Below are 23,362 nucleotides of genomic sequence, written 5' to 3' on the forward strand. Positions count from 1 at the left end.
CGGTCAGCCGGGCAGGAACCATTGCTGGTCGAGGCCACCGGAGCAGCCGTCGACCCCGGTGGCCTCCAGGCACAGCCCGGACCGCGGGTTGTACAGGCTGGCGTCCGTACGCGGCACCCAGACCTGCGCGCGGGACCCGTCGCAGGTGCGGAGCCCCCCACGGGCGTCGAGGCACTTGCCGAGGGCCCGGACCGTACGAGTGGCCCGGTCCACCGTCCATCGTTGAGCGTTGGTCCCGTCGCATTCCGCGAGGCCGACCACCGACCGGCGCCCGTCGAGGCACCGGCCGGAGTATCCGATGACCGCGCCCGCCGCATCGGGGGAGGTCAGCGTCACGTCGACGGTGTGGTTGCCGGTGAGGGTGGCCGGCACCAAGGCCGGCGCCGGCCGGCCGTCGATCTTGACGCGGGCGACGGTGCTCCCGGCGCCGCGCAGGTTCACGGTCAGCGTGGCGTCGCGGTAGCGGAGACCGGACAGCGACACGGCGCCCCAGCCGGCGGGCAGGGTGGGCTGGATCGCCAGCCCGTCGACGGCCGGCCGCAGCCCGAAGACGTCGGTGTACATCATCCGCAGGAACGCGGTGGCCGACCAGGTCTGGTCGGGTTGCGACGTCCAGTGTGAGCGGGTCTGCCAGCCGCCGTCGACGGCGCCGGTCGACGCGTTGTAGATCTCGGCGAAGTCTCCGCTGCCCGTGACCAGCCGGGTCAGGGCGGCCAGCTCGAACTGGAAGCGGGCCGGCTGACCGGAGCGGGCGGCGGCGTCAGCCCACATGCCCTGGACCATCGGCCAGACGATGGTGTTGTGGCGGCCGGGCCGGGCCTCGCTGTAGCGCGGGAAGTCGGGGTAGACGTCGGTGATGCCGTACGGCCGGAGGTGGGTCTCGCGCATGATCGAGCGCGCCTGGGCCCGGTCGGCCACGCCGAACAGGATGGCGAAGGCGAGGCCGGTGCCTTCCTCGGACGGGTCGAGCGTGGCCGGGGCGCCGTCGCCGTTGTGGATGAAGTATCCGTACGTGCCGCGGCCCGGATCCCAGAAGTGTTCGTTGATCCGTCCGCGCAGCGTGTCGGCCGCGGCGTTCAGCGCGCCGGCCTCGCTCCGGGGGCGGTGCAGTGCGGTCGCCATCCGGGCGGCGCTGCGGTACGCCGAGTAGTACAGCGTGTTGGTGCTCAGCGACATCATGGTCGACGTGCCGGGGTAGGAGCCGACGAAACTGCCGCGGCTCTCGGTCGGGTCGGCCGGCGGCACCGGGTATCCGGCGATGCCGTCGTTGAAGAAGGCAGGGCCTTGGAACAGCCCGTACGCGGCGTTGTAGTTGGCGCTCCGGCGCAGGTCGAGGGTGTTGACGGCGGTCCGGTAGGCGTCGCCGAGGAAGCCGGTGTCCCCGGTCAGCAGGTAGTGGTTCCAGGCGGCGGTCAGCCAGACGACCTGGTCCCACCATTGGTCGTCCTGGACCAGGAGCAGCCGCCCGTCGTCCTGCCGGTGGACCACCGACCACAGGGTGTTCCGGGCGACGTCCGGTTCGAGCAGGCTGGCCGCGTTCCACGAGTTGACCGACGCGTCCCGGGTCCACGGTTGCGGGTAGCCGCCGCCGGCGCGGATGAACGTGCCGGGTGGATCCTGCATCAGGCCGCTCTGGTTGTAGACGGCCGGGTCGTACGGGACGGTGTTGATGTCCAGCAGGTTGGTGAGCGCTTTGGCATACGCGTCGCCCACTGTGGACCGGATCGTCGGGTCGGCGATGGTCAGCACCGGGCGGGCGGCCGGCGCCGCCGCCGACGCGGGTGCGGCCGGAGCGGATAGGGATCCGCCGACCAGCAACAGTGCTGCGAACAGAGCCTGACCAGGGCGAGACGACATGACGGCACCTACTTTCCTCGGCCCGAGGCCCTCAGTCGACATCGATTTGTGTCGATAAGTCAAGGGGTCGAGGTCGTCCGGCCCCGCTCGGGCGGGCCCATCGGGCGCTCGGCGACGCGGCCGCGGCCCGGGACATGTCGGCGGCCGCCCTGCCGTGCGCGGAAGAGCAGGATCTGCCCGACCGCGCCGTCTCGAAGCCCCGCTGCGGGCCCGACTGTTGCTACAGGAAACGCTCGGGGTCGAAGTCGTCGAGGTCGATGATCCGGACCCGGGGCAGGACGTTGGTGAAGCAGCCCGCGTCCTCCTCGATGTCGAACACCTGCAGCCCGGCCAGGTCGGCGAAGCCCGCGTTGAGGAATTCCTTGAACCCGACCACCCCGACCTGGCGATCACCGTGCAGCAGCTGGTCGATCTGCGGCAGGAAGTCGCCGTCGTGGCTGGCCAGCAGCACGTTGCCGGGGCGGTGGGCGATGGCCTCCAGGGTGCGCTGGATGCCCAGGTCGACGACCTTCTGATCGGGGGTGCCGGCCAGCGGGATCGGCCGGTAATCCATGCTCAGCAGCGCCCGGACGAACGGCATCGGGAGGGCGCCGGTCGAGGCGTTCAGGAAGAACAGGCCCTTGACCGGCTGCTGCCACGTCTGGTGGGCGAACTCGCGCAGACGTTCCCACCGGGGCCGCTCGGCCGGGGCCGGGCGGCGCTCGAGAACGCTGTTGCCGAGGGTGGCATCGATATTCTCCCCATCGACGATGAGGTACGTGACGGTTTCCGGCATGGGCCTGCCTCTCACACGACGATGCCGGCTCAAGGATACGTACGCCCGCCGCGAACAGGGGTTACCGCCCCCGGCCGCGGCGGGCAGGGTGCTGGGTATGACCGCTTTCGCCTTCCAGGCCGTCCCGCAGAACGCCGCCGAGTGGATCCAGACCGCGCGTACGGCCGAGGCCAACGGCTTCGACACCCTGCTCACCCCCGACCACCCCGGCCTGGGCCCGGCGCCGCACGTCGCCCTGGCCGCGGCGGCCGCGGTGACCAGCACGATCAAACTCGGGGCGTACGTGGTGAACGCCGGCGTCCGCGAGCCGATGTTGCTCGCCGCCGACGTGGCGACGCTGGACGTGGTGTCCGGCGGCCGGGCGCTGCTCGGCATCGGCGCCGGGCACAACCCGGCCGAGTGGGAGTGGGTCGGGCAGACCCGCCCCGACGTGCGCGGCCGGGTCGACCGCTGCATCGCGGTGGCCGAGGCGACCCGCCGCCTGCTGGCCGGCGACGAGGTCACAGTAGACAGTGCGGTGCTGCGGATGACCGGGGCCAGGCTGACCGCGCCGCGGCCGGTGCAAGAGAAGGTGCCGCTGCTGTTCGGCGGGGGCAACTCCCGGCTGCTGCGCTGGGCCGCCGAGGAGGCGGACATCGTCGGGCTCTCCGGGCTGGGCAAGACCAAGGCCGACGGGCGCGACCACGAGGTGCGCTGGCGTCTCGACCAGATCGACGAGCACGTGGCGCCGTTGCGCGGCAAGGTGTTGGAGGCGCTGGTGCAACAGTTCGAGGTCACCGACGACGCGCCGGCCGCGCTGGCCGAGTTCGCCGCCGACACCGGGCTGACCGTCGACGAGCTCCGGCAGGTGCCGTTCATCCTGGTCGGCACGATCGAGGAGATCGCCGGGCAGATCCGCGAACATGAGCGGCGCTGGGGCATCACCCGCTACGCCCTGCGCCCTCCCGCCCTCGACCATCTGCCCGCCCTGCTCAAGGCGCTGGCCTGAGCGGCCGGGCCCGGCGGCCATACGGCGTCCCGGCCGTCGGGCCCGAATTCATATCGCTGTGCGCAGATCCGACATGGTGCGCCCCGGCCCCGCCTTGATGTCCTGTTCAGGTGAATACTGCGAAGACGGCACTGATCACCGGCGGCACCAACGGCATGGGGCGCGCTGTCGCCCAGCGGTTCCTCGACCGTGGCATGCGGGTGATGGTTACCGGGCAGACGCCGGCCTCCCTGGCGGAAGCGCGCGCGATACTCGGTGACGACGCCCGCGTCGTCCGGAGCGACGCCGGAGACCTGACCGAAATCGACGCGCTGTCCCGGCTCGTCACCGACGAGTTCGGCACCCTGGACGTGCTGGTGCTCAACGCCGGACTCGCGGAGCCGTCGCCGTTCTCCGAGATGACCGGGCGTGGTTTCGACGCGGCATTCGCGGTCAACGTCAAGGGACCGTTCTTCACCGCCAAGGCGCTGGCGCCGGCCCTGCCGGACGGTGGTGCGATAGTGCTCACCACCTCGATCGGCAATATCATGGCGCGGCCGACGATGCTGGCGTACGACGCCAGTAAGGCGGCGCTGCGGGCGCTGACCCGCGGTCTCGCGGCGGAATTCCTGCCGCGTGGCGTGCGCGTCAACGCGGTCAGCCCCGGCCCCATCCGCACCTCGATGATCGCGCGGTCCCCGTTGCCCGACGACGTCAAGGCGCGCATGGAGCAGCAGATGGTCGAAGCCACCCCGATGCGACGGTTCGGCCGTGCGGAGGAGATCGCGGCAGCGGTGGAGTTCCTCGCGTTCGGCGCGACCTTCACCACCGGCGCCGAGTTGCCCGTGGACGGTGGATGGTCGCAGCTGCTGTCGTGACGGATCAACCGTGGCGTTGCCGGTACCGGCCGGGAGCGATCGAGAATCGCTTGCTGAACGCGGCCGAGAACGCGAACTCGCTGGAGTATCCGGTCCGCCGCGCGACCGCCGCCAGCGGTTCCCGGGTGGACCGCAGCAGCCAGGCCCCGTGCGCGAGCCGCCGGCCGATGACATAGGTCATCGGCGGCTCGCCCACCGCGGCTGTGAACCGCCGCGAGAACGTGGCCGGCCGCATACCGGCCACGTCGCTCAGGCGGCGCAGGGTCCACGGCGCCCGCAGATCGGCGTGGACCGCCTGGAGCGCGGCCGCGATCTCTGGATCGGTCACGGCCGACCAGTCGTCCTGCTCCGTCCACCAGCGCAACGTGTGGATCAGCAGGAGGTCGAGCAGCGCGGGGATCATCAGCCCCGCCTCGGCCCGGCCGTCCCGCATCTCCTCGGCGACGAGGCCGACGAGCCTGCGCAGGGACGGATGACGGTCGTAGTCCGGCGTCATCACGACGGTCTCCGGCATGCTGCGGAGAAACGGATGCAGCGGGCCCGGGACGTGCTGGTAGCCGCCGCAGACGAACTCGGCATCGACCGAGACCGGGTCGGGCCGCCGAGCGGGCGGCGCGGACAACCGGCTCAGCGGAAGCGGACCGTGGCAGAGACCGTGGTCCCGGCCCGTCGGCGAGAAGACCACATCGCCGGGCCGCAGGGCGACCGGCGACCGGTTCGCCGTGATCAGCCAGGCGGCGCCGCGCCGGATGAGGTGGAACCCGGCACCGTTGGTCACCGGGAACCGCACGCCCCACGAGCCGGAGAGGCGGAAGACGTGGCCGCCCGCCTGGCCACCCATGCGCAGGCTCCCAGCGATCTGACTGATCACGTCCACCGCGCTATGGTACGGACTTTCCGCGGCGCCCCGGCCGATCGATGTTGTCGGCAACGGGAATTGACACCGCACTAGTCGTCGGTGAAGAGCTCCTGCTCGACCTTGGCGCGGTAGTCGACGTAGATCTGCTTGTAGCGGGCCACCGCCCCCTGACGGTCGCCCGCCTCGAGCAGCTCCAGGATCGCGTCGTGACCCTCGATCCAGGTGCTCCACAGGTTGCTCTCGGCCGACATGGCGAGGATGCGCATCGTCCGGGCGACGACCAGGTCGACCATCGACTGCAGCTCGCGGTTGCCGCTGGCCAGGATCACCGTGGTGCTGAAGTCGGCGCCGGCCGCACCGGCGGCGAGCACGTTGCCGCCGGCCAGGGCCTCGACGAACTCCTTCTGCCGCTGGCGCAGCGTGTCGAGGTGGGTCTCGGTCAGGTTCTCGACGCCCCACTCGAAGCCGGCGCAGGCGAGCACGCCCATCACGTCGATCAGCTCGAGCGCGTTCTTCTGCGTCACCTTCGTGACGTGCCTGGTCCGGTTCGGCGCGATGTCGATCAGGCCCTCGACGGATAGCTGGGCGATGGCCTCGCGCACCGGCGTGATGGAGACGCCCAGGCGTGCGGCCAGCTCGGCGTCCTTGATCAGCGTGCCGGGCGGCAGCTCGCCGGAGACTATCTCGTTGCGCAGCTGCCGGACGACGGCCGCCGTTCTCGTCGGCGGTACCGCATAAGACATGCGGTAAGCCTACTCACCGTGACCTACCCGCAGCGCTCGGGGCAGAGCAGAATGTGGCAATGGTGGGTGTTCCCGTGATCGACCTGGACGTGGACCCGCCGCCGGCGTCCCCCGGTCCGGGCCGCGGTGGCCCGCGCCGGATGCTGCCGCGTCCGCTGATCGCCCTGGTCCTCGTGGCCGTGGTGCTGGCCGGCGCGACCGGTGACCGGCCGCCCGGGCCGGTGCTGCGTCAGGTGCTCACCGCCGGAGGCACCGCGGCGGCGGCGTTCGAGCTCGGCCGGGACACCCTCTACACGGCCACCTACGGGGTCGACAACCCCAACACCTCGTCCGCGGTACGCCGTTACGACCTGATTCGCGGCCGTGAGGTGTGGGCCGTGTCCCTGCCCCAGGGCGTGCAGAACCTGGTGATCAGCGACGCGGCCGGGGTGCTGATGGCCCGGTCCGGCACCGACCCGCGGATCACCTTCCTCGACGCCGCCACCGGCGCCGTGCTGTGGACCAGCGCCGAGGCCAACACTGTGGCGGTCACCATCGCCCGGGCGGGCGTGCTGTTCACCACCGACACCCCCGACGGGACGCTGCTGCGGCTGCTCGATGCGCGTACCGGTCACCCGGTCTGGGAGCGGCGGCTGGTCGCCCGCGTCTTCTTCGGGCCGGACGTCCTCTACGACGGCGCGCCGTCCCGGGTCGCGGTGGCCGAGTTCGACGGCCGGGTCACCGTGCTCGACTACGCCACCGGGCGCGAACTGTCGCACGGCGACGTGGGCGGTCCGCTGCGCCCGGCGCAGTTCCCCGACCTCGAGGGCGTGCTGATCGGCACGGTCGGCGCCAACCGGATGGTGGTCCGGCGCAAGGTCGCCGGGCGGGCCTCGATGACGGCGTACTCGCTGGTGCCCTTCGGCCGGTTGTGGCAGCGCACGGCCGGTCCGACCGGGCTCGCCTCCGACTGCGGCCCGGTGTGGTGCGTGGCCAGCGCGGTGCCCGGGATCAGCGCCCTCGGCGACCCGTCGGCGGTCGGGGTCAGCGCGGTCGATCCGGACACCGGCCAACCGCTCTGGACGAACCGGGAGCTGTCGTTCGCCTTCCGGTTCGACGAGCACACCGTGCTGGCCGGGGACGATCAGGAGACGCCCGAGGTGACGTTGCGCGACCCGCGGACCGGGCGGCTTCTGCAGCGGCTCGGCACCGTGGTCCGGACCCGCGATCTGCTGCTGCACCCGGACACCGCGGCGCCCGGCTGGACCTGGGTGGAGATCCGCGACCGGGCCGGCCGGGTGCGTCCGCTCGGCGTGGTGGCGGTCGGTGCCGCGTTCGGCTGCGAACAGCACGACAACTACCTGGCCTGCCCCACCCTGAACGGCCCGACCGTGGTCTGGCGCTTCCCGGAGAGCTAGGGCGGGTCGGCTGCCGGGCGTGGTCGCGCTTTTCGAAAGCGCAACCACGCACGCACGTGGAGCGAAGCGACCCTCGGCGGGAGCGACGGTCCGCACCACCCACCCAGCTACGACATCCAGCTCTTGATCTTCATTGACCGCCCCCCTCGATCAGCTGGTCGCGGTCGACGCCGGCCTCGTGCAGGATCCGTTCCACCGAGGTGATCGAGAGCCAGTCGATCACCTCGTCGCCGTGCACGACCCGGTACCAGCGGGTGCGACCGCGCCGGACGATCTCCACCCGCCACGCCCCGTCGGGGGTCCGCATCGCCCCTTCGACCTGTCCGTCGGCCGTCACTTCTCTTTGGTGTTGGTGAGCGCGGTCGGCTTGTTCAGGTCGGGCGGGGCGTTCCACTTCTGCAGCTCGGAGCTGCTGCAGACGGCCAGCTTGACCTTGGCCGTGCCGTCGGTGTGGGTGTCGGCGGGGCTGGCGGTCAGGTCGGTCGGGGTCAGGCAGTAGCCGTTGCTGTCGACGATGCGGTAGCTGCTCGCGTAGACACCGGTGTCGCCGTACACCGTCCAGACCTGGTTGCTGTTGAGTGTGCCGGTCGCGCTGCACGAGGTGAGGGTCGCGTAGGTCGACGCGGCTACCGAGCCGGGCGTGGTCAGGCACCAGCCGTTGCCGCTGCCGTCGATGGTCCGGATCCGCTTCTGCAGGATGTTCGTGCCGCCTGAGGACAGGTACCAGGCCTGGTTCCAGGGCGGGACACCGTTCGGGGCCTGCTTGCAGAACCAGACGATCATGTACGGCCAGTCCGGCCGGAAGTTGGTGACGTCCAGGCAGCGGCTGAACTGCTTGAAGTTGACCAGTTGGTTGGTCGCCGCCGAGGACATCCCGGCACCGACGCCGGCCTGCGGACGCCACACGTTCTTGTTCGACACGGCGGCGCACGAGCCCAGGACGATGTCGCTGCCCGCGACGCCGGGGTTGAGCAGGCTCAGGCAGAAGTCGTTCAGTACCGGTGCGTTCTCCCGGGTGCTGGAGAACTCGGAGGAGTCGTTGATGCTCCACTGCTGGCGGGCGCTGAGCCCGAGGCAGGGCTGGAACTTCACGGTGTCGTTGAGCGCCCGCGGGTAGGGCACGTCGAGGCACATTCCGCTGGGTGCGCTGGTCGTCTCCGAGCCGACCAGTTTGATGTTCAGGTCGGCGGTGTACGCGAACCGCTGGACCGCCGTGCCGCCGTTCTTGCACAGTTGCGCCTTGACGACGTTGCCGGCGGCCGGAAACGTGTCCAGCCCGGCGTCCATGCACAGCGCGCCGACGGTGGGCGAGGAGAGCTGGACGGCGCCGCCGCTGATGTTCTCGTTGCTGGTCTTGAAGGTGTACGTCGACTCGAGGGTGCGGGTGCCGCGGGCCCCTTGGGCCAGGGTCAGGCCGGCCGCGCCGCCGATCGACGTCAGTTTGGCCGACACCGGTACGTCGGTCGGCGGGCAGTCCTGCGGTGTGGGCGCGCCGTCGTCGGCCAGGCGGTAGTAGACGATCGCGACCTGGTACTGCGAGCCGGTCATGGACGGGCCGGTCATCGTGCACGGCGGCAGTGACTCGAGGTCGCCCGATCCGGCGGTGGCGGCCGCGCGCAGTTGCCCGAGCGCGACGTCGATGCCGGCCTGCGCGGCCTGCAGCGCGTCGGTACGCGCGGAGATCGTGCGGGTGCTGACGATCTGGTTGGCCACGAACGGGGCGATCGCCGCGCTCAGGGTCATCGCGACCAGGGTGACCATCATCGCGGCCGGCATCGAGCCCTCGTCCCGGCGCCGGGCGGCCCGCCGGGCCCGCCAGAATCTGCCGATCATGACGGCCTCCCCTTGCTGCAGTCGTTGGTCGGGGGCGTGTCGCGCGACGTGTTCAGGGCGGTGAAGGTCGTGTCGACGGACGCGGTGCTGTCGCCGCGCTGGGCCGAGACCCGGATCCGCAGCCGCTGGAAGTCGGGCGTGAAGTCGGTGCCGCTCGATCCGGTCGCGACCCCGGCCGCCTGCCGCTCGAAGGGTCCGGCGCTGTCCGGGGTGACCAGGTTGGAGGCGATCGTCTGGCCGGGCGTACCGGCCGCCGGCGGGCTCGCCTTGGGCCAGGTGAGCCACTGCATCACGCCGTGGGCCTCGTCGGTGCTGTCGTTGGCGGTCGACGCCGGCGCGGTCTCGAGCCGGAGCTGGCCGCAGGTGCTGCCGTCGTAGCCGGCGTACTCGACGTACCAGGCGGTGCCGAACTGGCCCGGCGGGCTGATCCAGGACGCGTACCGGAGCTCCCGGTCGACGCGCTGGAAGGCGTTCTGCAACTGGGCCTGGATGATCGAGATCGATTCGGCTTTGGCGCTGGTCTTGTAGGCCTGCAGGATCGCCGAGGTGAAGACGACCAGCACCACGCTCATCACGCTGAGCGAGACCATGATCTCGACCATCGAGAAGCCGGCGTCGTCCCGGCGGTCGCGGCGCGTCATCAGATCACCGTCCAGGTGAACATCAGGTAGGCCGACTGCCCGCCACCGGTGACGGTGAACGTGGTCGTGTACGTGCCGGCCGTGGTCGGCTTGCCGGTGACCACGCCCCCGGTGCTCATGGCCAGGCCCGGTGGCAGCCCGGAGGCGGTCCACGACAACCCGGACTGGCCGCCCGCGGTCGCGGTCAGCGAGACCGTGGCGCCCACGGCGCTCGTCTGGTTCGGGGTCGCCGGGGCAGGTGTGATCACCCTCAGGTCGGTGCCGACCCGGGGGGCCACGTTGACCAGGACGACGATCGAGGAGGTCCCGCCGAGGCTGTCGGTGACCGTGGCGGTCACCAGGTACCGGCTCGCCGCGGTGATGATGCCGCTGGTCTGGCCGGTGGTCGCGTTGATCGTGACGCCGGCCGGGAGCCCGGTCGCCGAGAACGTGTACGGAGCCAGGCCGCCGGAGGCCGCCGCCCCCAGGTTGTAGGCGCCGTTGTCGCCCTTGGTGGCGTTCTGCGTGACGATCGACAGCAGCTTCACCGGGGTGTACACGCGCCAGGTGAAGGTGGTGGTGGCCGACTTCTTGCCGAGGCTGTCGGCCGCCTTGACGGTGGCCGTCTGTGGCGTGGCCTGGGTGGTCAGCGGAGTGCCGGTGATGACGCCGGTGCTGGCGTTGATGACCAGGCCGGCGGGCAGGCCGGTGGCGGTCCAGACCATCGGGGCGAGGCCGCCGGTCAGGGTGACCGGCAGGGAGACGGCGGTCAGGGTGCGGAAGACCTGGGCCCCCGGCGACGTCAGCGCCGGCAGGTCGGCCACCACCCAGGTGAAGGTGGCGTCGTCGCTGTTCTTGTCGCGGTCCTCCACGTGGGCCGAGACGGTGTACGTGCCCGCCGTCGTCGGATTGCCGGTGATCACCCCGCCGCTGGAGGCGGTCAGGCCGGGCGGCAGGCTGGTCAGCGTCCAGGTGCGGGGGAGGGTGCCGCCGGCCGCGACGAGCTGGATCGACACCGCTTCGCCGACGTAGGTGGACTGCTTACCCGGGCTGACGATGGCCGGCGGCGGCCGCTTGAGGTCGAAGACCGGGTCGGCGCTCGGGCTGACCAGGGTCGAGGTGACGTAGACGCACTGGCCGCCCGGGCAGGCGCTGTGCGACCAGGTCACGGCGACCACGACCCGGAAGTACGGCACGGCGATGCCCACGATCGGCTTGGTGCCGACGCAGTCGCCCAGGCCGACCAGGGTGTTGACCACCGACAGGGGAGTGACGGCCTTGGTCTGGAAGCAGCTTCCGACGTACCAGTTCTGCTGGTAGGTGACTCCGCCGATGGTGACCGGGAGCGGGGTCAGCGGCAGCGGCGCGGTCACGTCGGGGGAGCTGCCGAGCAGGGTGGTCAGGATCGAGTTGGCGCTGATCTGTGTGCTGTCCAGCACCGACTGCACCTGCGCGGGCGCGGTGGCCAGCTGGGTGGTCGCGCTGGCCAGGGTCCGGCCGGCCAGCAGCGAGGTGGGCGACAGGGCGCGGGCCCGTTCGACGGCGTCGTTGGCCACCTCGACCGCGACCTGCTGGGTGCGCTGCTGCGCGACCACGGTCACCGACTTGATCAGGAACGGCGCGGTGCCGGCCATCACGGTGCCGATCACCGCGAGGGAGACCAGCACCTCGAGCAGGGAGAAACCGTCGTCACCGGTGGCGCGCCACCGGAACCGGCGGTGTGCCGGTGGTTTCGGCACAGAGCCTCGATCGGTCAACATGGCCGTTCCATTCGTCGAGAGTCGGCTGCGCGTCGCGGAGCCGTCGGCGGCCCCCATCGGCCGGGTGACAGCGGACTTGAGACCTTTACTTGGCCGGCGTGGTGGTGATCGACGGGACGCCCTGGCCGGCCGGCACGGCGACGAACGCCTTGAGTGACAACGAGATCGAGGTGGCCGCCGCGTCGCCGTTGCCGGTCGCGGCCAGTGTCACGGCGTCGATCAGGACGGCCCGCGGCTGCGTCTGCTGGAGCTGGGTGAGGAACTTGCCCAGGTCGCCGGCGGTGCCGTCGAGGGTGAGGGCGATCGGCAGCGTGTATACGTCGGCCATGCCGTCGACCGGCGTCGGGGTGTTCACATTGACGCCGCCCACTGTCACGTGCAGCGCGTCGCCGGACTTCTGCAGCTGCCGCAGGAAGTCGGGCACGCCGGAGCCCGAGGGCAGCGCGTTCTGGCTGGTCTTGAGCGCGGCCCGGTACTGCGGCAGCTTCGCCTTCTCGGTTTCCAGGTCGGCGATCCGCTTGTTCAGCACCGCGATCTGGACCTGGGTGTCCTCTGTGGTGTTCCGTAGGTCGGCGGCCTCGGCGTACTTCGGGTTGATGAGGAAGAACCAGCTCATCAGCCCGAGCGCGATGATGACGGCGGCGCCGCCGATCATCCACAGCCGGTCGGCGTGGCGGGCACCCATCAGTTGCCTCCGGTCGTCTTGCACGGGGTGGTGAACCGGCCGCAGAGCGCCCGGGTGGTGACGTCGACGGTCAGGCCGAAGGTCACGCCTTTGCCCTTCTCCTTCTCCTGGGTCACGCTTGTCACGTACGGGTTGGCCAGCGTGCTGACCTGGTTGAGGGTCTCGGCGTAACGGGCCACCGACGGCTTGTCCGGTGCCGTACCGGTGATGGTGATCGTCCCGACCGTGGCCGCGCCGCTGGTGCTGGGCAGGGCCGGGGCGGGTGCGCCGGTCTTGTCGGTCACGAGGGTGGCGCTGATGCCCGTCACCGTCGCCTTCGAGGCCTGGCCGGTGTCGCGGAGGGTGTCGATCAGGACGGCCCACTGCATGTCGTTGGCCATCAGGGTCTTGAGCTGCTTGGTGATGGCGATGTTCTCGCTCTGGGTGTTCACCACCTCGCCGTAGCCGGTCTGCTTGCGTTGCAGGCGGGACTGTTCGGCGGTGACCGACTCGAGGTCGGCCGCGGCGTCACCGGTGCCGCGGTCGGCGACCACGTACCAGCCGGCCAGGGCGAGCACGACCATGCCGACCACGGCCAGCACCCAGCCTCGGGTCCGGCGGGCACGGCGGGCCGCGACCACCTCCTCGGGGAGCAGGTCGGCGGTGATCGAGAGCACCCGGGTGACCTGCTGCGGGGACAGGGCCGGGTCGAGGGGCATCAGGGTGGTCTGGGCCATCAGGCTGCCGCTCCCAGGGTCAGGCCGATTGATACGGCGGCCGATGGGACGAAACTGTCGAAGCCACGCTCGCGGGCCTTGCGGGTGTCGCGGAGCCGGCCGGCGCTGTCGGCGTACATCACGGCGACGTTGAGCGATTGCTGCAGGTGCTCGGCCAGTCCGGGCATCAGCGCGCTGCCGCCGCACAGCGAGATTCGGGTGACCTGTTTCTGCCGCTCGCCCGAGGCCAGGTAGGTGAACGAGCTGCGCAGTTCGTTGACCAGCGGGCGGATCGCGTCGCTGGCCGCGGTGGCGGCATCCGGGGTGCCGTCGCCGTGCAGGCCGAAGCGGCACTTGAGCACTTCGGCGTCGGGCACCGGGATGCCCAGCCGGGTGGCGATGCTCTCGGTCACCTCGGCGCCGCCGCGCGGGACGGTACGCACGATCAGCGGCTCGCCGTCGGCGTGCACGATCACGCTGGTCACGTCGGCGCCGATGTCCACAATGGCCTCGACCTGAGCGTCGAGCCGGGAGGCGGCGCGCAGCAGGGCGAACGAGGCCAGGTCGACGCCGACCACGTGCAGGCCGGCCTTCTCGACCGCCTGCACCGCACCGAGTACGGCATCCTTGGGCATGGCGATGAGCAGGCCGCGTACGGTCGGGTTGGTTCCCGGGTCCTCCAGCGGGTGGAAGTCGAGGATCGAGCGTTCCACCGCCAGCGGCAGCGCGTCGCGCACCTGGAACGGCAGCGACCTCTGCATCTCCTTGGGCGGAAGGTTGGACACCGACATCTCGCGGACCACGAGCTGCGGGTTGGTCACGCCGAGCATGACCTTCTTGGTGTCGAAGCGGCAGGCCGCCCAGAGTTGCCGGAGCGCGGTGGTGACGACCACCGGGTCCTCGATGATGCCGCCCTGCACGGTGCCCGGCGGGAGCGGCACCTGCCCGAAGTTGGTCAGGGTGTGCTCGTCCTTGACGCGGCGGACCTCGACCGCGCGGATGGACGACGAGCCGATGTCCAGCCCGATCGGAGTGATGCCAGCCATCGGTTCCCTTTCTCAGGCTTCTTCAGGCGATGGGAGTGTTGAGCAGGTTCAGGTACCAGTCGGCGATCGGCGCCGCGGCGAACACGGCCAGGAACGCGCCGGCCAGCATGTAGGGGCCGAAGGGGATGCGGGTCTTGCGTTTGGCCAGCCGGGCCGCCATCAGGCCGGCCCCGACCAGGCCGCCGAGGACGAACGCGGCGAACGCGCCGATGGCCACCGCGCCCCAGCCGAGCCAGCCCAGGTAGAAGCCGAGCAGCGGGGCGAGCTTGACGTCGCCGCCGCCCATCGCGCCGAAGAAGGCGACGATCTCGAAGAAGATCCACATGGCGGCCGCCGCGATCAGCCCGCGGATGATCGCGCGCCAGTCGTGCCCGAGCGCGGCGGCCGGCAGCAGCAGGGCCAGCGCGACCGCGTACGAGGGCTTGACGATGGCGTCCGGCAGCCGCAGTTTGTCCAGGTCGATCGCGGCGAGCGCGATCGCGATGGCGGCGAGATAGAGGTACGCCGGGAGCTCCCAGGAGAGCCCGAAGCGAGCCGCCACGGCCACGAACAGTGCCGCGGTGCCCGCCTCGACCAGGGGGTAACGGATGCTGATCGGCGCCCGGCAGTCCGCGCACCGGCCGCGCAGCAGGAACCAGCCGAGCACTGGGACGTTGTGCCGGTTGCGGATCTCGTGACCGCAGTGCGGGCAGTGCGAGCCGGGCTTGACCAGGGACAGGCCCTCGGGCACCCGGTGGATGACGACGTTCAGGAACGAGCCGATGGCGAGACCGAGGAGGCCGGCGATGCAGAGCAGCATGGGCTGCGGCATGTCGACCTCCTCGGCCTCGGCGTGATGGGAAGGAGTGCGATCAGCAAGCGGTGAGCGAGGGGCTGGTCGCGGTGGAGGCCTTGACCGAGCCGCCGGCCGTGCTGTCGTACTTGTACCACTTGCCCGATCCGCCGGTGTTGGTGGCGCAGATGGTGTACGAGGTCACCACCGGGGTGCCGGACGAGACGAAGTTGTAGCCGATCACGGTCTTGTCCGAGACGGTGATCGTGGAGGTCGCCGTCGTGGTGGCGCCGCCGGCCAGCGTGTCCAGCAGGAGGTTGGTGCCGGCGGTGGCGGTCGTGTTGGCCTTGGTCGCCGGGTACGTGTTGCCGTTGTTGGTGTAGAACTGCTCGACCGCGCTGATGGCGCCGCGCACGTCGGACTGGGCCGACTTGTCGGCCGCGCCCTGGCGGTAGTTCAGGTAGACCGGCACGGCGATCGCGACCAGCACGCCGATGATGACCACAACGACCAGGAGCTCGATGAGGGTGAAGCCCTCGTCGTCCTTCTTGGCCCGCAGCCGCTTGATGGTGTCCTGCATTGGGGGTGCCTCCAGTGTGGCGTCAGGGGTAGGGCGGGGACGGAACTGTTTTCCGGGCTCGGGCGCCCGACGTCGACCGGAGGGACCGGTCGTTGCTGCTCCAGGGCGTCAGTTGCTCTGGATGTTCTGGTAGATGGTGAACATCGGAAGGTAGAGACAGATCACCATCCCGCCGACCACGGCACCCATGACGAGGACCATGATCGGTTCGATCGAAGCGGTCAGGGACTCGGCGGCACTGTCGACTTCCCTGTCATAGAAATCGGCAACCTTGTCCAGCATCTGACTGATTTGGCCGCTTTCTTCCCCGACTTCGATCATCTGCGTGACCATCTCTGGGAAGACCTTGTGGTGGCGCAGCGCCGACGACATCGGCTGGCCCTCGCGGACCGCCGACTGCACGTCACGCATGGCCGCGCCGATCACCTCGTTGCCGGTCGTCTCGCCGACCACCGACAGTGCCTGCATGACCGGCACGCCGACGTTGAGCAGCAGCCCCAGGTTCCGGCTGAACCGGCTCATCGCGAGCTTGCGGAACAACGACCCGAAAACCGGAAGCTTGAGCTTCAACCGGTCGATAGCCAGCCGGAACTCCGCGTTGGTCCGGAGCCGGCGCTTCACGAAGGTCGTGGTGCCGAAGACGATGCCCAGGAACAGCGGGCCGATCCACCACATGTTGTGGCTGGCGTCGACCAGGAACTGGGTGATGCCGGGCAGCTCGCCGCCCAGATTCTTGAACATGTCCTCGAAGATCGGGACGATGAAGATCAAGACACCGGCGATGAGTACGAACGTGAAGGACAGCACGATCGCCGGATAGGTCAGCGCGCTCTTGATCTTGCCGCGGAGCGCCGCGTCCTTCTCCAGGCTGTTCGCGATCTGCTCCAGCGCCCGGTCGATCATGCCGCCCGCCTCGCCGGCTCGCACCATGGCGACCATCAGGCGGGGGAACTGCTTCTCGTGCTTGCCCATCGCCGCCGACAGCGAGACACCGCCGGCCACGTCCGTGCGTACCTCGGTGACCGCCTTCTTCAGCGCCGGCGCCGAGGTCTGCTCCTCGAGGATCGACAGCGAGCGCAGCAGCGACATGCCGGACGAGGTCATCGTCGCGAACTGCCGGGCGAACACCGCCAGGTCCTTGAGCTTGGTGCGGTTGCCCAGGCCCGGGATCTTCAGATCGCGGTTCAGGCCCTGGCCGGCCACGGTCAGTTCGAGCGGGACCTCGCCCCGCGTCTTGAGCATGTGCATCGCCGCGGCTTCATTGGCCGCCTCGACCGTGCCCTTGGTCTTGCGGCCGGTCGAGTCGATGCTGTTGTAGTGGAACGTCTTGGTGGCGGGCACACCGATCACATCCGTCCGATGAGGCGTTTGAGCTCTTCCGCCGAGTGACAGATCTCCAGCGCGTGCGGCATCGAGACCAGGCCCTCGCGGACCCGCTCGGCCAGATGCTGATCGAAGGACAACATCCCGTCGTTGCCGCCGGCCTGCATGAACGACGGGATCTGGTGGGACTTGCCCTCGCGGATCAGGCTCCGGATGGCCGGCGTCGCGGTGAGGATCTCGCTCACCACCACGCGGCCCTTGCCGTCCGACTTCGGCGCCAGCGCCTGGGTGACCACGCCCTGCAGCGAGGCCGCGAGCTGGGCGCGGATCTGCAACTGCTGGTGCGGCGGGAAGATGTCGATGACCCGGTCGATGGTCTGGGTGGCGCTCTGCGTGTGTAGGGTGGCCAGCACCAGGTGACCGGTCTCGGCGGCGGTCAGCGCCGTCGCGGTGGTCTCCAGGTCACGCAGCTCACCGACCAGGATGATGTCCGGGTCCTGGCGCAGCGCGTGCTTCAGGGCCTGGGCGAAGGTCTCGGTATCGGTGCCGACCTCACGTTGGTTGACCACGCTGCGCTTGTGCGGGTGGAGGAACTCGATCGGGTCCTCGATGGTGACGATGTGCGCGGCGCGGCTGCGGTTGGCCAGGTCGAGAACCGAGGCCAGGGTGGTGGTCTTGCCCGAACCGGTCGGTCCGGTGACCAGCACCAGGCCACGCGGCAGGTGCGCGAACCGGGCGACCGACTCGGGCATGCCGAGCTCGTCCAGCGGCTTGATCTTGTGCGGGATGGCCCGGAAGACCGCGCCGCACGAGTTGCGCTGGATGTAGAGGTTGCCCCGGAACCGGGAGACGCCGACGATGCTGTGCGCGAAGTCCATCTCGTGCTGGCGCTGGAACGTCTCCCACTGGTCGGCGTCCACCGCCGCCCGGGCCAGCAGGGCCGTGTCGGCCGAGTTGAGCCGGCCGTAACCGGGCAGCGGGCGCAGGCTGCCGTCGACCCGGATCATCGGCGGTGAGCCGACGGTCAGGTGCAGGTCGGAGCCGCCGGAATCGACGAGGGAGACGAGCATCCGGTCCAGCACGGCCAGGTCGTCCGAGGGCGCGGCGAACGCGTCCACCGGCGCCGTCTGCTGCGGCACGTCGTGGTCGACCTCGTACATCTGCGGCACCGACAATCTCTCGCGGGTACTGATGCCCCCCTCATTCGGCACGGCCGGACCGAGGTTTAGCAGCTATTCCGCCGTTTCTGGGCGGGCCCGCGATCAATCCGGTAACGTCGCTAGATCGCCACCCGGGAGACCTCGCGCACGCTGGTCAGACCGCCCGCCGCCTTGGCCAGGCCATCCGCACGCAGGTCGTACATGCCCTGTTCGACGGCGACCTCGCGGATCTCGTTGGAGGAGGACCGCCGGATGGTCAGCGACTCGATCTCCGGCGACACCGGCATCACCTCGTGCAGCGCGATCCGGCCCCGGTAGCCGGTGTTGGCGCAGTTGCGGCAGCCGATCGGTCGGTAGAGGGTGTCCGGCACCTTCAGGTCCTGGAACGGCCAGCGCGCGCCGACCAGCTCCTCCTCGGTCGGGTAGTACGCCTCCTTGCACCAGTCGCACAGCCGGCGGGCCAGCCGCTGGGCCAGCACGCAGTCCAGCGACGACCCGACCAGGAACGGCTCGATGCCCATTTCGGTGAGCCGGGTGACCGCGCCCGGCGCGTCGTTGGTGTGCAGCGTGGAGAGCACCAGGTGGCCGGTGAGCGACGCCTCGACCGCGATCTGGGCGGTGTTGCCGTCCCGGATCTCACCGATCAGCACCACATCCGGGTCGGAGCGCAGGATGGCCGGCAGCACCGCGGCGAAGGTCAGCCCGGCCTTGGCGTTGACCTGCACCTGATTGATGCCCCGGAGGCGGTACTCGACCGGGTCCTCGACCGTGATCACATTGATCTCGGGCCGGCTGATCTTGCCCAGGGTGGCGTACAGCGTGGTCGACTTGCCCGACCCGGTCGGCCCGGTGACCAGCACCATGCCGTGCGGCTTGCCGAACGACTCGGCGAACCGGCTCAGGTTGTGCTCGGTGAAGCCCAGCTTGGCCAGGTCGAGGTCGATGCCGCCGGTGTCCAGGACCCGGAGCACGATCTTCTCGCCCCACACCGTCGGCAAGGTCGCGGTACGCAGGTCGACCGTGCGGTCCCGGATCAGCGCGGTGATCCGGCCGTTCTGCGGGATCCGCTTCTCGGTGATGTCGACGCCCGACATGATCTTGAGCCGGGAGATCAGGGCGGCCATGCCGTTGCGCGGGACGGTGTCCACCTCGTGCAGCACGCCGTCGATCCGGTACCGCACCCGCATGTCGTCCTCGGTCGGCTCCAGATGCAGGTCGGACGCGCGGTTCTGGACGGCCTGCTCGATCAGGCTGTTCACGTACCGCACGATCGGGGCGTCGTCGGCCCCCGCCGCCTGCGCGGCCATCCCCGACTGGTCGTCCAGCGAACTGTCGCCGAGATCGCCGAGGTCGCTGTCCTCACGTTGCAGCCGCTCGATGATCCGCCGGACCTCGCTGCGGGCCACCACCACCGGCCGCACGGTCAGGCCGGTGGCCGCCCGCACGTCGTCCAGCGCGACCACGTCGCCCGGGTCGGTCACGCCGACCACGATCTCGCCGTCGCTCATCGACAGGCCGAGCACCCGGTGCCGCAGCACCACCGGCAGCGGGATGCGCTTGAGGGCGGTCGGATCCGGGTTGTAGCCGACCAGGTCCAGCGTGTTGATGCCGAACGCCTTGGCCGCGGCCTCGGTCAGCTGCTCCTCGGTGACCACCGAGTCGTTGATCAGGACCGCGCGCACCGACCGGCCGCTCCGCTGCGCCTCCTCCGCGGCGGAGTCCACCGCGGCCGCGTCGACGCCGATCTGCTTCAGGGCGTCGAGCAGCGGGCGAAAGGTCTGATCCACGACATCCACTTCCAGTGGTAGCCCTGGGCGGTATCCAGGCCCCGGATACCGCCCAGGGCTACCACTCTTGGGCGAGGAACACGGCTTACTCACCCAGTTTGCCGCTAATCGGACGATTACGTGGTGGATAGCCGGAAGGTGCGCCGGTACGCCGAGGGCGACACCCCGATCGTGCTGTGCAGATGTTGGCGCAGGGCGGACGCGCTGCCCAGGCCGGCCCGCCGGGCCACCACGTCCACCGCCAGGTCGGTCGACTCCAGCAGCAGACGGGCGTGCGCCACCCGCTGTTGCAGCAGCCAGCGGGCCGGGCTGAGGCCGGTCTCGGAGCGGAAGCGCCGGGTGAACGTGCGTACGCTCATCCGCGCGTGTGCCGCCAGTTCCTCCAGCGTGACCGGCTCGCCCAGCCGGTCCAGCGTCCACTCCCGGGTGGCCGCCGTGCCGGCGCCGGCCGTGACCGGCACCGGGCGCTCGATGAACTGGGCCTGCCCGCCGTCCCGGACCGACGGCACCACGCAACTGCGGGCGGCCCGGTTGGCCACCCGGCTGCCGTGGTCACCGCGAACGATGTGCAGGCAGAGGTCGATGCCGGCGGCCACCCCGGCCGAGGTGAGCACGTCGCCGTCGTCCCGGAAGAGCGCGTCGAAGTCCCACTTGACCTGCGGATAGTGGGTCCGCAGCTGGTCCGCGTAGGCCCAGTGGCTCGCCGCCGGCCGGTCGTCGAGCAGGCCCGCCGCCGCCAGCACGCTCGCGCCGGTGCAGACCGAAACAATGCGGGCATTGCGGGTGTACGCTGCCCGCAGCGCCCGGACGACCTCGGGCTGAACGAAACCGTTTCGTACCGGGTCGGAGTCGCGGCCCACGCCCGGGACGAGCACCGTGTCGGCGGTCTCCAGCGCCTCCAGCCCGTAATCGGTCGTCACGGTGAAGCCCGCCGTCGTCCGGATCGGGTGCGGGCTGCACACGCGTACCGCGTAGAGATTTTGACCGTCTTCGTCCCGGGCCGAGCTGAACACCTGCCCGGGCACCCCCAGGTCGAAGGTGACGGCGTTGTCGAGGGCGAGAACGGTGACGCGATGTCTCATGGCCCGATTCTTGCGCATGATGGCCTCCCGGCCACTCGTCCGTCCGTGCCCCGATGCGGAGACTCGTCACGTGACCACACTTCGTCGGGTCCATCCCGCCTGGCTCGTCGCCGTCGCCGCGTTCATCGCGCTGATCGGCGCGGCCGGCTTCCGGGCCACCCCGTCCGTCCTGCTCACCCCGCTGCACGAGGAATTCGGCTGGTCGCTCGGGACGATCTCCGCCGCCGTCTCGATCAACCTGCTGCTGTACGGGCTGACCGCGCCGTTCGCCGCCGCGCTGATGGACCAGTTCGGCATCCGCCGGGTCGTCACCGTGGCGCTGCTGCTGGTCTCGGCCGGATCCGGGCTCACGGTGTTCATGACCGCCAGCTGGCAGCTGATCCTCTGCTGGGGCGTGCTGGTCGGGCTGGGCACCGGCTCGATGGCGCTGGCCTTCGTGGCCACGGTCACCGGCCGCTGGTTCGTCAAACACCGCGGCCTGGTCACCGGTGTGCTCACCGCCGGGGGAGCGGCCGGCCAGCTGATCTTCCTGCCGGTCCTGGCCAACCTGTCCGAACACTCCGGCTGGCGGACGGCCGCCCTGACCGTCGCGTTCGCGGCGCTGGCCGTCGTACCCCTGATCCTGTGGCGCCTGCGCGACCACCCGTCCGACCTGAACGTCTTCGCCTACGGCGCCGACGCTCCCACACCCGTGGTTCCCTCCGGGAACGCCGCCCGCAACGCGCTGAGCGCCCTGCGCGAAGCATCCCGAACCGGCCCGTTCTGGCTCCTCGTGGGCGGTTTCGCGATCTGCGGCGCCACCACCAACGGCCTGGTCGGCACCCACTTCATCCCCGCCGCCCACGACCACGGCATGGCCGAGACCACCGCCGCCGGCCTGCTCGCCCTGGTCGGCCTGTTCGACATCGTCGGCACGATCGCCTCCGGCTGGCTCACCGACCGGGTCGACAGCCGCCTGCTGCTCGGCGGCTACTACGCCCTGCGCGGCCTGTCCCTGCTGGTCCTGCCGTCCCTGTTCGCGGCGACCGCACACCCCAGCATGGTGCTCTTCATCCTGTTCTACGGCCTCGACTGGGTGGCCACGGTCCCGCCGACGGTCGCCCTCTGCCGCGAGTACTTCGGCGACCGCGGCGCCGTGGTCTTCGGCTGGGTCTTCGCCTCCCACCAGTTCGGCGCGGCCGCGGCCGCCCTCGTGGCCGGCACCCTGCGCGACCGCCTCGGCGACTACGACCTGGCCTGGTACGGCGCCGGCGCCCTGGCCATCCTGGCCGCCCTGCTCAGCCTGGCCCTCCTGGCCGGCCGCCACCTCAAGCCGGTCGCCCCCGGCATCGGCCTGGCCGTCCCCGCCGAATCAGCCTGACCCTCGGCGGCGGCCTGGTTCGACGACAGCTCGGGGCGCCGCAGACCGCTCGGAGCTCCCGCATATGTAGCGTTCGCCCTCGTCGGGGTCGTGGCCCGGGAAAGCGTGGCCGAACGGCGCGACTCGACCGGCCCCAGGACCGTGCCGCGGCCCTGGCCGACCCGGTCGGCTTCGTCGACTCCCCGGACCTGGAGCCCGCGGGAGCATACGGTCTGTACCCCGACGGACGCGGGAAACTCGATCCTTTGAAGTTCTCAATCGGTGGCGAGGCGGGCGTGCAGGTGCATGTCGTGCCAGCCGTCGGTGTGGCGCATCTCGGAGCGCTTGGTGCCCTCGTGCCGGAAGCCGGCGTGCGACGCGACCCGGCAGGACGGCTCGTTGGCGGCCGAGTGCATGACCTCGATGCGGTGCAGGCCGATCCGGGCGAACGCCCACTCCGACAGCGTGGTCAGCGCGCGCGGGGCGACGCGGCGGCCGCGGGCCGTGGGGAGCACCCAGTACGACACCTCGCCCAGGCCGAGCGGCAGGTCGAGGCGGCGCAGGCTGATCTGGCCGGCCACCCTGCCCTCGTCGAGCACGGCCCAGCCGGCCCCGGACTCGGCCCGCCAGCGGCCGGGCCAGTGTGCGATCCAGTCGGTGGCCTCCTCGTTGGTCATCGAGCGGCAGTGCCACTGGCGGATGCCGGGGTCGGCGTAGGCGGCGACCACGGTGGCGCGGTCGGACGGCAGCCACGGGCGCAGGGTCAGGCCGGCGCCGTGGATGTCCGGCTGGACCAGGGAGTTCAGCGTTCCGGGGCGGACCACCGGTTCGAGCAGGGACGGCATCTCAGTCCTCCAGCTCGACGACCTCGAGCACGCCGCTGACCACCAGGATCTGGCGTACGCCGGACGTGGGCCGGGCCAGCCGGAACGGAACACCCGCGTCCCGGGCCCGCTGAAAGCCGAAGATCAGCGCCCCCAGCCCGGTCGAGTCGATGAACGACAGCGCGAACAGGTCCACGACCACCGACCGCGGGCCGGCCGCGATCGCCTCGGCCAGAGCCGACCGCACCTGACCGACCGTGGCCACGTCGACCTCGCCGGTCAGGGTCACCGTGGCGACATCGTCAACGCGGTCCAGTCTGGCCACTACTTCCTCGGACACCGGTGAGGCCTTACCTTTCGTAGTGGACATATTCCTGTGC

Annotated in this window: 23 protein-coding genes; 4 read left to right on the forward strand and 19 right to left on the reverse strand. The window is 70.6% G+C overall.

What is annotated here, in order from left to right:
- Nucleotides 1-3: 3 nt before the first annotated feature.
- Both ACGFIO_RS32100 and ACGFIO_RS32105 read right to left on the reverse strand, forming a co-directional pair.
- On the reverse strand, nt 4-1,857 hold the full coding sequence (locus ACGFIO_RS32100) for a ricin-type beta-trefoil lectin domain protein (protein ID WP_392831864.1): 1,854 nt from the start codon (nt 1,855-1,857) through the stop codon (nt 4-6).
- Nucleotides 1,858-2,077: 220 nt separating this feature from the next.
- Nucleotides 2,078-2,632, reverse strand: coding sequence for a nuclease (locus ACGFIO_RS32105; protein ID WP_392831866.1), 555 nt, complete (start codon nt 2,630-2,632; stop codon nt 2,078-2,080).
- Between the two features lie 97 nt (nt 2,633-2,729).
- Between ACGFIO_RS32105 and ACGFIO_RS32110 the strand changes: the two genes are divergently transcribed.
- Entirely contained in the window at nt 2,730-3,620 is an 891-nt protein-coding gene (locus ACGFIO_RS32110; RefSeq protein ID WP_392831868.1) for an LLM class flavin-dependent oxidoreductase, read from the forward strand.
- A gap of 110 nt (nt 3,621-3,730) precedes the next feature.
- Nucleotides 3,731-4,477 (forward strand): SDR family NAD(P)-dependent oxidoreductase, encoded by a 747-nt coding sequence (locus ACGFIO_RS32115; RefSeq protein WP_392831871.1) that lies wholly within the window; start codon nt 3,731-3,733, stop codon nt 4,475-4,477.
- 4 nt (nt 4,478-4,481) lie between these two features.
- Here ACGFIO_RS32115 and ACGFIO_RS32120 read toward each other — a convergent pair whose 3' ends face one another.
- Nucleotides 4,482-5,354: a cupin domain-containing protein gene (locus ACGFIO_RS32120; RefSeq protein ID WP_392831873.1), complete on the reverse strand. Its 873-nt coding sequence runs from the start codon at nt 5,352-5,354 to the stop codon at nt 4,482-4,484.
- A gap of 71 nt (nt 5,355-5,425) precedes the next feature.
- The gene (locus ACGFIO_RS32125; RefSeq protein WP_392831875.1) at nt 5,426-6,079 is read right to left on the reverse strand and encodes a GntR family transcriptional regulator; all 654 of its coding nucleotides are present in this window, start codon (nt 6,077-6,079) and stop codon (nt 5,426-5,428) included.
- Nucleotides 6,080-6,138: 59 nt separating this feature from the next.
- Between ACGFIO_RS32125 and ACGFIO_RS32130 the strand changes: the two genes are divergently transcribed.
- The gene (locus ACGFIO_RS32130) at nt 6,139-7,476 is read left to right on the forward strand and encodes a PQQ-binding-like beta-propeller repeat protein (protein WP_392831877.1); all 1,338 of its coding nucleotides are present in this window, start codon (nt 6,139-6,141) and stop codon (nt 7,474-7,476) included.
- 130 nt (nt 7,477-7,606) lie between these two features.
- Here ACGFIO_RS32130 and ACGFIO_RS32135 read toward each other — a convergent pair whose 3' ends face one another.
- The 13 genes from ACGFIO_RS32135 to ACGFIO_RS32195 form a co-directional block, all read right to left on the reverse strand.
- Nucleotides 7,607-7,813: a hypothetical protein gene (locus tag ACGFIO_RS32135; RefSeq protein ID WP_392831880.1), complete on the reverse strand. Its 207-nt coding sequence runs from the start codon at nt 7,811-7,813 to the stop codon at nt 7,607-7,609.
- Nucleotides 7,810-9,309 carry a ricin-type beta-trefoil lectin domain protein gene (locus ACGFIO_RS32140; RefSeq protein WP_392831881.1) on the reverse strand — a complete coding sequence of 500 codons (1,500 nt, stop codon included), beginning with the start codon at nt 9,307-9,309 and terminating at the stop codon, nt 7,810-7,812. The genes ACGFIO_RS32135 and ACGFIO_RS32140 overlap by 4 nt, the downstream gene beginning before the upstream one ends.
- Complete coding sequence (locus ACGFIO_RS32145) at nt 9,306-9,950, reverse strand: prepilin-type N-terminal cleavage/methylation domain-containing protein (RefSeq protein ID WP_392831883.1); 645 nt, start codon at nt 9,948-9,950, stop codon at nt 9,306-9,308. Before ACGFIO_RS32145 ends, ACGFIO_RS32140 begins: the two co-directional genes overlap by 4 nt.
- The gene (locus tag ACGFIO_RS32150) at nt 9,950-11,668 is read right to left on the reverse strand and encodes a putative Ig domain-containing protein (RefSeq protein WP_392831886.1); all 1,719 of its coding nucleotides are present in this window, start codon (nt 11,666-11,668) and stop codon (nt 9,950-9,952) included. Before ACGFIO_RS32150 ends, ACGFIO_RS32145 begins: the two co-directional genes overlap by 1 nt.
- A 106-nt stretch (nt 11,669-11,774) precedes the next feature.
- A complete protein-coding gene (pilO, locus tag ACGFIO_RS32155; RefSeq protein ID WP_392831889.1) occupies nt 11,775-12,374 on the reverse strand; it encodes a type 4a pilus biogenesis protein PilO in 600 nt (199 codons plus the stop codon).
- A complete protein-coding gene (locus ACGFIO_RS32160; RefSeq protein ID WP_392831892.1) occupies nt 12,374-13,090 on the reverse strand; it encodes a PilN domain-containing protein in 717 nt (238 codons plus the stop codon). Before ACGFIO_RS32160 ends, pilO begins: the two co-directional genes overlap by 1 nt.
- Nucleotides 13,090-14,115: a type IV pilus assembly protein PilM gene (gene pilM / locus ACGFIO_RS32165; protein ID WP_392831894.1), complete on the reverse strand. Its 1,026-nt coding sequence runs from the start codon at nt 14,113-14,115 to the stop codon at nt 13,090-13,092. The genes ACGFIO_RS32160 and pilM overlap by 1 nt, the downstream gene beginning before the upstream one ends.
- A 22-nt stretch (nt 14,116-14,137) precedes the next feature.
- Complete coding sequence (locus ACGFIO_RS32170; protein ID WP_392831897.1) at nt 14,138-14,926, reverse strand: prepilin peptidase; 789 nt, start codon at nt 14,924-14,926, stop codon at nt 14,138-14,140.
- Between the two features lie 40 nt (nt 14,927-14,966).
- Entirely contained in the window at nt 14,967-15,467 is a 501-nt protein-coding gene (locus ACGFIO_RS32175; RefSeq protein WP_392831900.1) for a type II secretion system protein, read from the reverse strand.
- Between the two features lie 108 nt (nt 15,468-15,575).
- Complete coding sequence (locus ACGFIO_RS32180; protein WP_392831902.1) at nt 15,576-16,808, reverse strand: type II secretion system F family protein; 1,233 nt, start codon at nt 16,806-16,808, stop codon at nt 15,576-15,578.
- A gap of 5 nt (nt 16,809-16,813) precedes the next feature.
- On the reverse strand, nt 16,814-17,950 hold the full coding sequence (locus ACGFIO_RS32185) for a type IV pilus twitching motility protein PilT (protein WP_392832043.1): 1,137 nt from the start codon (nt 17,948-17,950) through the stop codon (nt 16,814-16,816).
- 119 nt (nt 17,951-18,069) lie between these two features.
- Entirely contained in the window at nt 18,070-19,737 is a 1,668-nt protein-coding gene (locus ACGFIO_RS32190) for a GspE/PulE family protein (RefSeq protein ID WP_392831905.1), read from the reverse strand.
- A 116-nt stretch (nt 19,738-19,853) separates the two neighbouring features.
- On the reverse strand, nt 19,854-20,819 hold the full coding sequence (locus ACGFIO_RS32195; protein ID WP_392831908.1) for a GlxA family transcriptional regulator: 966 nt from the start codon (nt 20,817-20,819) through the stop codon (nt 19,854-19,856).
- Between the two features lie 19 nt (nt 20,820-20,838).
- Here ACGFIO_RS32195 and ACGFIO_RS32200 point away from each other — a divergent pair, with 19 nt between their 5' ends.
- Nucleotides 20,839-22,179 carry an MFS transporter gene (locus ACGFIO_RS32200; RefSeq protein ID WP_392832045.1) on the forward strand — a complete coding sequence of 447 codons (1,341 nt, stop codon included), beginning with the start codon at nt 20,839-20,841 and terminating at the stop codon, nt 22,177-22,179.
- 254 nt (nt 22,180-22,433) lie between these two features.
- Here the strand turns inward: ACGFIO_RS32200 and ACGFIO_RS32205 are convergent, their stop codons facing one another.
- Together ACGFIO_RS32205 and ACGFIO_RS32210 are read right to left on the reverse strand one after the other, a co-directional pair.
- Nucleotides 22,434-23,003 (reverse strand): GNAT family N-acetyltransferase, encoded by a 570-nt coding sequence (locus tag ACGFIO_RS32205; protein ID WP_392831911.1) that lies wholly within the window; start codon nt 23,001-23,003, stop codon nt 22,434-22,436.
- Nucleotide 23,004: 1 nt separating this feature from the next.
- On the reverse strand, nt 23,005-23,322 hold the full coding sequence (locus tag ACGFIO_RS32210; protein ID WP_392831914.1) for an STAS domain-containing protein: 318 nt from the start codon (nt 23,320-23,322) through the stop codon (nt 23,005-23,007).
- Between the last annotated feature and the right edge of the window lie 40 nt (nt 23,323-23,362).

It is taken from the genome of Actinoplanes sp. NPDC049265, assembly GCF_043197135.1.
Classification (GTDB): domain Bacteria; phylum Actinomycetota; class Actinomycetes; order Mycobacteriales; family Micromonosporaceae; genus Actinoplanes.

Bases quoted from the DNA above. Each gene is read 5' to 3' on its own strand.
- ACGFIO_RS32100 (WP_392831864.1), bottom strand. From the start codon at position 1,857: ATGTCGTCTCGCCCTGGTCAGGCTCTGTTCGCAGCACTGTTGCTGGTC.
- ACGFIO_RS32105 (WP_392831866.1), bottom strand. From the start codon at position 2,632: ATGCCGGAAACCGTCACGTACCTCATCGTCGATGGGGAGAATATCGAT.
- ACGFIO_RS32110 (WP_392831868.1), top strand. From the start codon at position 2,730: ATGACCGCTTTCGCCTTCCAGGCCGTCCCGCAGAACGCCGCCGAGTGG.
- ACGFIO_RS32125 (WP_392831875.1), bottom strand. From the start codon at position 6,079: ATGTCTTATGCGGTACCGCCGACGAGAACGGCGGCCGTCGTCCGGCAG.
- ACGFIO_RS32130 (WP_392831877.1), top strand. From the start codon at position 6,139: ATGGTGGGTGTTCCCGTGATCGACCTGGACGTGGACCCGCCGCCGGCG.
- ACGFIO_RS32140 (WP_392831881.1), bottom strand. From the start codon at position 9,309: ATGATCGGCAGATTCTGGCGGGCCCGGCGGGCCGCCCGGCGCCGGGAC.
- ACGFIO_RS32145 (WP_392831883.1), bottom strand. From the start codon at position 9,950: ATGACGCGCCGCGACCGCCGGGACGACGCCGGCTTCTCGATGGTCGAG.
- pilO (WP_392831889.1), bottom strand. From the start codon at position 12,374: ATGGGTGCCCGCCACGCCGACCGGCTGTGGATGATCGGCGGCGCCGCC.
- ACGFIO_RS32160 (WP_392831892.1), bottom strand. From the start codon at position 13,090: ATGGCCCAGACCACCCTGATGCCCCTCGACCCGGCCCTGTCCCCGCAG.
- pilM (WP_392831894.1), bottom strand. From the start codon at position 14,115: ATGGCTGGCATCACTCCGATCGGGCTGGACATCGGCTCGTCGTCCATC.
- ACGFIO_RS32170 (WP_392831897.1), bottom strand. From the start codon at position 14,926: ATGCCGCAGCCCATGCTGCTCTGCATCGCCGGCCTCCTCGGTCTCGCC.
- ACGFIO_RS32175 (WP_392831900.1), bottom strand. From the start codon at position 15,467: ATGCAGGACACCATCAAGCGGCTGCGGGCCAAGAAGGACGACGAGGGC.
- ACGFIO_RS32185 (WP_392832043.1), bottom strand. From the start codon at position 17,950: ATGTACGAGGTCGACCACGACGTGCCGCAGCAGACGGCGCCGGTGGAC.
- ACGFIO_RS32195 (WP_392831908.1), bottom strand. From the start codon at position 20,819: ATGAGACATCGCGTCACCGTTCTCGCCCTCGACAACGCCGTCACCTTC.
- ACGFIO_RS32200 (WP_392832045.1), top strand. From the start codon at position 20,839: ATGGCCTCCCGGCCACTCGTCCGTCCGTGCCCCGATGCGGAGACTCGT.
- ACGFIO_RS32205 (WP_392831911.1), bottom strand. From the start codon at position 23,003: ATGCCGTCCCTGCTCGAACCGGTGGTCCGCCCCGGAACGCTGAACTCC.